Annotated in this window: 6 protein-coding genes; 1 reads left to right on the top strand and 5 read right to left on the bottom strand. The window is 44.1% G+C overall.

The annotated features are described in order from the left end of the window. The coding region (locus tag BMX44_RS16030) for a hypothetical protein (protein ID WP_143056984.1) at positions 1 to 497 on the bottom strand (497 nt) is incomplete at its 3' end. 310 nt (positions 498 to 807) lie between these two features. Between BMX44_RS16030 and BMX44_RS16035 the strand changes: the two genes are divergently transcribed. Beyond that, complete coding sequence (locus BMX44_RS16035; RefSeq protein ID WP_090634897.1) at positions 808 to 1,554, top strand: UPF0149 family protein; 747 nt, start codon at positions 808 to 810, stop codon at positions 1,552 to 1,554. Between the two features lie 59 nt (positions 1,555 to 1,613). Here the strand turns inward: BMX44_RS16035 and BMX44_RS16040 are convergent, their stop codons facing one another. From BMX44_RS16040 to BMX44_RS16980, 4 genes are all read right to left on the bottom strand, one after another. Continuing rightward, positions 1,614 to 2,978 (bottom strand): DUF2958 domain-containing protein, encoded by a 1,365-nt coding sequence (locus tag BMX44_RS16040; protein ID WP_090634899.1) that lies wholly within the window; start codon positions 2,976 to 2,978, stop codon positions 1,614 to 1,616. Further along, positions 2,975 to 4,849 (bottom strand): hypothetical protein, encoded by a 1,875-nt coding sequence (locus BMX44_RS16045; protein ID WP_090634901.1) that lies wholly within the window; start codon positions 4,847 to 4,849, stop codon positions 2,975 to 2,977. The genes BMX44_RS16040 and BMX44_RS16045 overlap by 4 nt, the downstream gene beginning before the upstream one ends. Then, positions 4,846 to 5,187 carry a ubiquitination-like system serine protease family protein gene (locus BMX44_RS16050; RefSeq protein WP_090634904.1) on the bottom strand — a complete coding sequence of 114 codons (342 nt, stop codon included), beginning with the start codon at positions 5,185 to 5,187 and terminating at the stop codon, positions 4,846 to 4,848. Before BMX44_RS16050 ends, BMX44_RS16045 begins: the two co-directional genes overlap by 4 nt. A gap of 7 nt (positions 5,188 to 5,194) precedes the next feature. After that, on the bottom strand, positions 5,195 to 6,145 hold a 951-nt coding region (locus tag BMX44_RS16980), incomplete at its 5' end, for a hypothetical protein (RefSeq protein ID WP_177167796.1).

A 6,145-nucleotide genomic window follows, 5' to 3' on the forward strand; every position in this document is an offset into this window, starting at 1 on the left:
CTTGTTCCGAGAAACTCAAATGTTGTTATTCCCAAAACGCTGAAAATTCCGGCACCAAATGACGCATTCTGAATTTCACCCATTCCATCAGCAAAACGGTTACCTGAAACACCATCCACATTTGAGCTAGCCGAGCTGTTCAGTACCGATGTATTGATATCGAACACATCAAGCGATGTCACGGGACCCAGAGATACGCCACCGGAAGCGCCCGCAAAAACAGCGGTTTTGCTTTCGTTATAGGGTGGCGGCGCGATCCCTTGCGATAACTGATCGACTCCAACCGGATTTCCATTCAGAAGATCCACAATATTCTGAGAGGCAAAATCAAGGTCGACTTGTAAACCATAACCCTCGCTTTTTCCCTGAATTACTGTTGCATGCGAAGAAGCCGCAACAAACAAGGCTGCAATTAAAACCATACCCACACTCGGAAATTTCTTTGCAAGCAAATTAAGACCTGCATATTTCCCTGACATACCTGACATACCTGACATAAATTTCTCCTTTTAATAAAAAATTAGCCTGACGGAATGAGCAGTCATAGCTTAATCAGCAAAAAACATGCCATACAGAAAGCTGTTGAGTTTTATAGACCTAACAATTCACACAATTCTTTTACAGGTATACACTGTAAATAAATCCGACTAATTAGTCCACTATTAACAATAGTACTTAAAAGGTTATTTAATGCTTCTAAAAAAATTACCTTGAACTCATTCAATATCTCATCACATATAACAACGTCTTCTATTTGTAATTTCAGAGCAGTAAAATAATTGAGAGAGTGTTATTTTCTTTAGATTCATGGCTGACGTTACTTTAAAAAAATATACATTTTCCTTGTCTGTAAATGAGTTGGAAGAGCTTGAGAATTTTTTAAAAACCAACATATCGGAAAGGAAGGTAGTGTCGTCTATAGCTACATTACACGGATTCCTGACTGCCATTGCATCTGGACCAGTCACGATAAATTCCAAGGAGTGGATTCCTATTGTTTGGGGATTAAAGAATAGCAAACCGATCAGATTTGGCTCGAGCAAACAAACAGACCACATACTCAAGCTAATTATCAAACAGTTGAATGAAATTTCTGAAATATTGGCTGATGATGCCGGGAAATATGAACCAATTTTTAATAGAAACCGCATACAGCCAGAAAGTTATCTTGATCTTCATAAATGGGTCTCTGGCTACATGATGGAGGTTGAACTACATCGTCATTACTGGCAACCGATTTTTAGCTGTTCTCAGGGATTTCAAATTATGCAACCCATTTATCTACATGGATCTGGATCTACTACAAATGTTTATTCATCTGAGCAATTTTTGACCAGAGAACCGAAAAAATGTGAAAAATTAATCCAACAAATTTCAAACAGTGCTGCCCAAATATTCCGTTTCTGGTTGCCTTATCGCACAGCAATTTATGAAAGAAAAGTTGCGAATATTATTCAGCAAAGCCATCCTGTAATCGAATCGAATGATCCATGCCCGTGCAATAGCGGCAAACAATTCGGAACATGTTGCGGTTTGGCCGCTATACTGCACTGACTATGAATCGCTATTTCGCCAAATATGAAGAATTATTTTTAATTCCTTGATGCCTGGTCTTAGTGTCTGTTCGAATGTCTGATTTCCTCGATAGACTTCGGTGTCCAGTAAAAATCCAACTCGACACCTGTATCGATTAACTCCTGAATGCTGATATAACCAAGTTCGCCACCATCACCATACAAATCAGCCAGACCAAATGCCTGCAACTGCTCATCTTCCATGTCCTTTTCTGTGATGTACCAGTCAGCCGAACCTTTGAAGTAATGCAGGTGAGCCACCGCCTTATCGCCCATGCCGTCCTGATCGTAGGTTTTAGGCATGTTTTTGATGGTATTGGCTATTTCAATCAGCTTGTCTTTTATGAACTGTCCCTCTTCACCGCGAATTCCGGAAGCAAAGGCAGCCAATTGGGATTTGCCTATAAATTGCTTGAGTATGGGCATTACTGCGTTTACGTCGGCTAGGGTACTTTTTGCTTCTGGTTGCGGTTCTGGCTGCGGGTCTATTGCACTTTTAACCCCCAGCAATTCACGAATCTCCTTAATTCTTTTAACAAGTCCAAGCTTCTCCATCCCGGACTTGGCCGCTTCCATGGCCATCCGCAGCGATCCAAGTTCTCGCACATGCCTTAGCTTCTCAGCACCGCTTATCGCGTCAAATATCAGCATAGTGTCAGTAACAGAGTCGAACTCTGCAGGCTGGTTATCAATGTACGGGTATTTTTTCATCATTTCCGGCGTGCGCAGCAGGTTGCGAGATCCGGAACTACGCACACGCTTGGTCAGATAATCATTGATTACGCGCGCATCGTGGGCAAAATCGGCAAGCCTCTGCCTTTGCTTTTGGGTGGCGTCTGGAATGCCTGCTTTGCGATTCACGGCCACATCAATTAATTTACGCAAGATTTGCTGCGCACTTTCTTTGTTCATTGTCATTCTGCCGCCAGCAAAGCCCATTAAATCTTGCGGGACTTGCGCTGTAATGGCATCTGACCTTATGAAATCACGGAAGTATTTGAGCAAATCTGCCGTGGCTGACACGGCATTTTTATCAAGGTCCAGGTAAACACCACCAGCGGCGTCATAAACAATGTTTTGTTGTTCCATTTCAGATTCCTTTTCTTTGGCTTCCTGTTCAAGAAAGGCGTTATCAGTCTCGTATTCAATCAGGTCATCGAATGGCGGCAGAACAATAATTCCGCTCCCTTCAGGCTGACAAAAACCGTACAAATCGAACGGCTGCAGGTTATTTGAATCAAGCAGGTGCCCGTGCTCACCGCTGACCTGGTTGATTTCAATCCAACTCTTGAATAATGAGATTGCTATCTCGCTGCCCTGGTATTTGACCGGCGATTCTTCATCGTCATAAATTGCGTCAAATACGCCTGCAGGGGTTATTACGCGGTAGATGCTTTCGCTCATGATTCACCCCCGAATATATGGCCGGCGTAGTCGATGACTTCGACTTTGTAAGCAAGATTTCCGAAAACCTTGTATGAAACGGCATAAATATTATTTGAGAACGCATCCCTGGCAATTCTTAAAGCCGCTTTTATCGCATCCATTTCTTCATGGAATGTCCCGCCATGTGGTACGCGCCTCCTGCCATCATTATCCAGAAATGATGATTCTGGAGCGTAAATGATTTCGTAACCTTTGCTTACACGATTGGTTTTTCGGCTTCTGAATTTGCCCTTAAACACTCTGTAACCATTCCAGGAACCAATAAATTCAGCACCGCTTTTACGCCTGATAGAAAAATTAAAAATTAAATCTTTGTCGATCTCTGATAAACCATCAAACCAGCCGTCATCTATAATTTCAACGCCATCGGACAATTTCTTTATTGCTTCATCGTATTGCGTATCCCGATCATCACGCTTTACCTGTATTTCGTCTTTTGCAAGGTTTTGCGCGGCCTGTAACGCTTTCATTCCAGGGGTTAGATCTGACTGCAAATAACCGGCGATCAGGGCGGCCATTTCAGGATCTTTGCCAAGCATTAAAGCAGCATCTTGGGGATTCGACAGGTATTGAATACCCATTGCCCACACCTCTGTTACACCGTCTCGATACACCTTGCCGATATATGGCTTGATGAATTCATCCTTGTAAGCAACCTCATCGGTGCGGTACCGACTATTTCCGGTCAATGATCTCAGGGAATAAACCTTTTCATCCTTTCTGCGTTTCAATAGAAACCCGTTTGAAACAGCCTTTGCCGCAGGATCGGCTTCAAGATGGTGCGCCATTTCATGCCACAGAACTGTTTTATCGAAGTTTCTACCCGGATATATGGAAGTTTCTTCAACCGAGCCTATGCCCCTGGCATTTGCACGCCGACTTCCGTCATTGTCTATAACTATCTGTCGCAATTTACCGCCAGTTATCCGATAAAATTCGGCCATATCGCGGCGGATATCGGCTTCCTTGTATCCAATACGTTTCAACCGGTTTATAGCGGATTTTGTAATAACCTGTGCATTCGCCCAGGTGTCGGCCTGCTCTTGGGTTACTTTTGATGCATTGGTCAGAGTATCGATAAAATTCTGGCCAATCGGTGCAATCTGATCTCTGAGATTATCTATTTTTGCCTGTTTATCGGCATACTTTTTATTTGATAATTCATTTATTTGCCTGAACAAAAGAGTTCCCTTTTCTCTAAGTTCAATATATTTATCAGAGGCGGATTCTATTTCATCAAACGAATGGCCGTTTTTAGTATTCACAGATAACGCGGCATTCATATCCCTCCTGATCGCCTCGTATTCATCACTTAATCGCCCCATCTCTTCAATAACTTCTAGCGAATCCATGGGAATCATTGACGAGAGGCTTTCTAACTCCTTGGAGACGGCCTTTATCTTGCCAGCGTCGTAATCAAACACATTGCCAATCGAATTGAAATACTCGAAAGCTTTGCTTTTATCGGACTTGTGTTTCGCAACTAACACTGTATTGTCGTATAAAAGATCAGGCGCATCCTTAACACCAGATTTAATTACATTCCATGCGGTTATTATTGCGTCCCTATCGAATCCCCTAAGCGGTTCGGGAACTTGCTCAATGCCTTTCTCAAGATAAGCAATTATGTTTTTGTATGTGCCATAAACATCATTCCGATCGACGGCCAAACCGACCGGCTCCGGACCGCTATCAACAGAAAGCAATTGCCGGATTTCGCGCACCCGCTTAACAAGGGTTAGCTTATTAACCCCCGCAACATTCGGCAGGTGGCGACGTATCGTGCCAAGTTCTTTAACGAGTTTTAGCTTTTCTGAACCAGCAATCATTCTGTCCACTCCGGAAGGTCGACTGTTTGCCCGGCCAGCGCGTGTGTGCAGTCGCCTAGGAATTCGATGCGACCATCGGTGACGAATGAGTGGCACACGTCAATCACTTTTTCCTGACTCTCGGGCGGCGGTTGATTTGGCATGGCAGGCGGAACCCAATGTTCATACCTGACCAGAACAGAAGGGCGGAAGGTTGGTTTTTCAGCATCACCGTTCCAAGTCCATCTTGGAGGCTTGCCGCTACCATGTTTTATTAGATGTCGTTTGCCACACCCAGGACACAGGAACACAAGCCCATTGTCCTCAGTGTCTCGAAGTTTTCTTGATAACGCTGACATAGGGGAATCAACCGTTTGCTTGCTGGTCCAGTTCAGCCCATTTCTCAGCGGCCTTGCCGATCAAGTCATCGTATTCGCTACCCATGCCGGCATCGATCAGCGCTTTGGCTGAGGCGTCGATTTCGTCAAGCAAATCCATCAGGTTTGCGGCATCTTTCCCGCCGTCTATGACGGACTGCAGGAAGTTTTTGGCGGCGGTTATTTCTTCTGATTCATTGCCGCTATTTCCATCATCAACCGAAACAGCACCATCAATCTCTCCAGCTATCTGTTCAGGGGTTCTTGACAGGTCATCAACTATGGTTGCAATCTGGGCGATGCCGCCTTCTCTGCTATTTGAATTAACAGAAACGGTAAAACCAACAATGTTGGCACCAGCACCAACTTGTTTGTAACTAAACGATGCCTGATAAACAACACCACCCAACGTTTTACTTAAAGACGTGGCGCCATTCTCTCCATCCCAGTCTACATAGCGAAGCGCATTGCGTACCGCAACAATCCGTTCTTGGAAAAACGAATCCAGCACATCCTGATACTGAAGCTGCAAAGACTCATCGGCCATGATTTTGGCGTAGCCTTCGGAGGATACCGGGTCCAATACCTCTAGTTTTCTAATGATTTTGAAAAAGTTTTCTACATCTGCTCCGACATGTTCGCTTTTAATTTCAGTCCATTTTGGGTTTAAAGTTCCCGGCATAAAATGCATATCGCCAGCTTTCGCAACCCCATCACTTACAATCCCCCAGCCATCCGGTATTTTCGGTGAGCCTTCATTAACAGTTGTGAGCATTGTTTTTTCTGTTTCATCGCCAGGATCAACCTGACCTGACACCATATTTTCAATCTCTTCAGCAATCTGTTCTGCGGTCTTGCCAAGATCGGTTTTAACCGTCCCAACGTCCTCCCAAACACTGGATTCCTTATCCAGCAATTCGACTGTGAATTGGTCATTACT

Source organism: Nitrosomonas marina (assembly GCF_900110145.1).
Lineage (GTDB): Bacteria > Pseudomonadota > Gammaproteobacteria > Burkholderiales > Nitrosomonadaceae > Nitrosomonas > Nitrosomonas marina.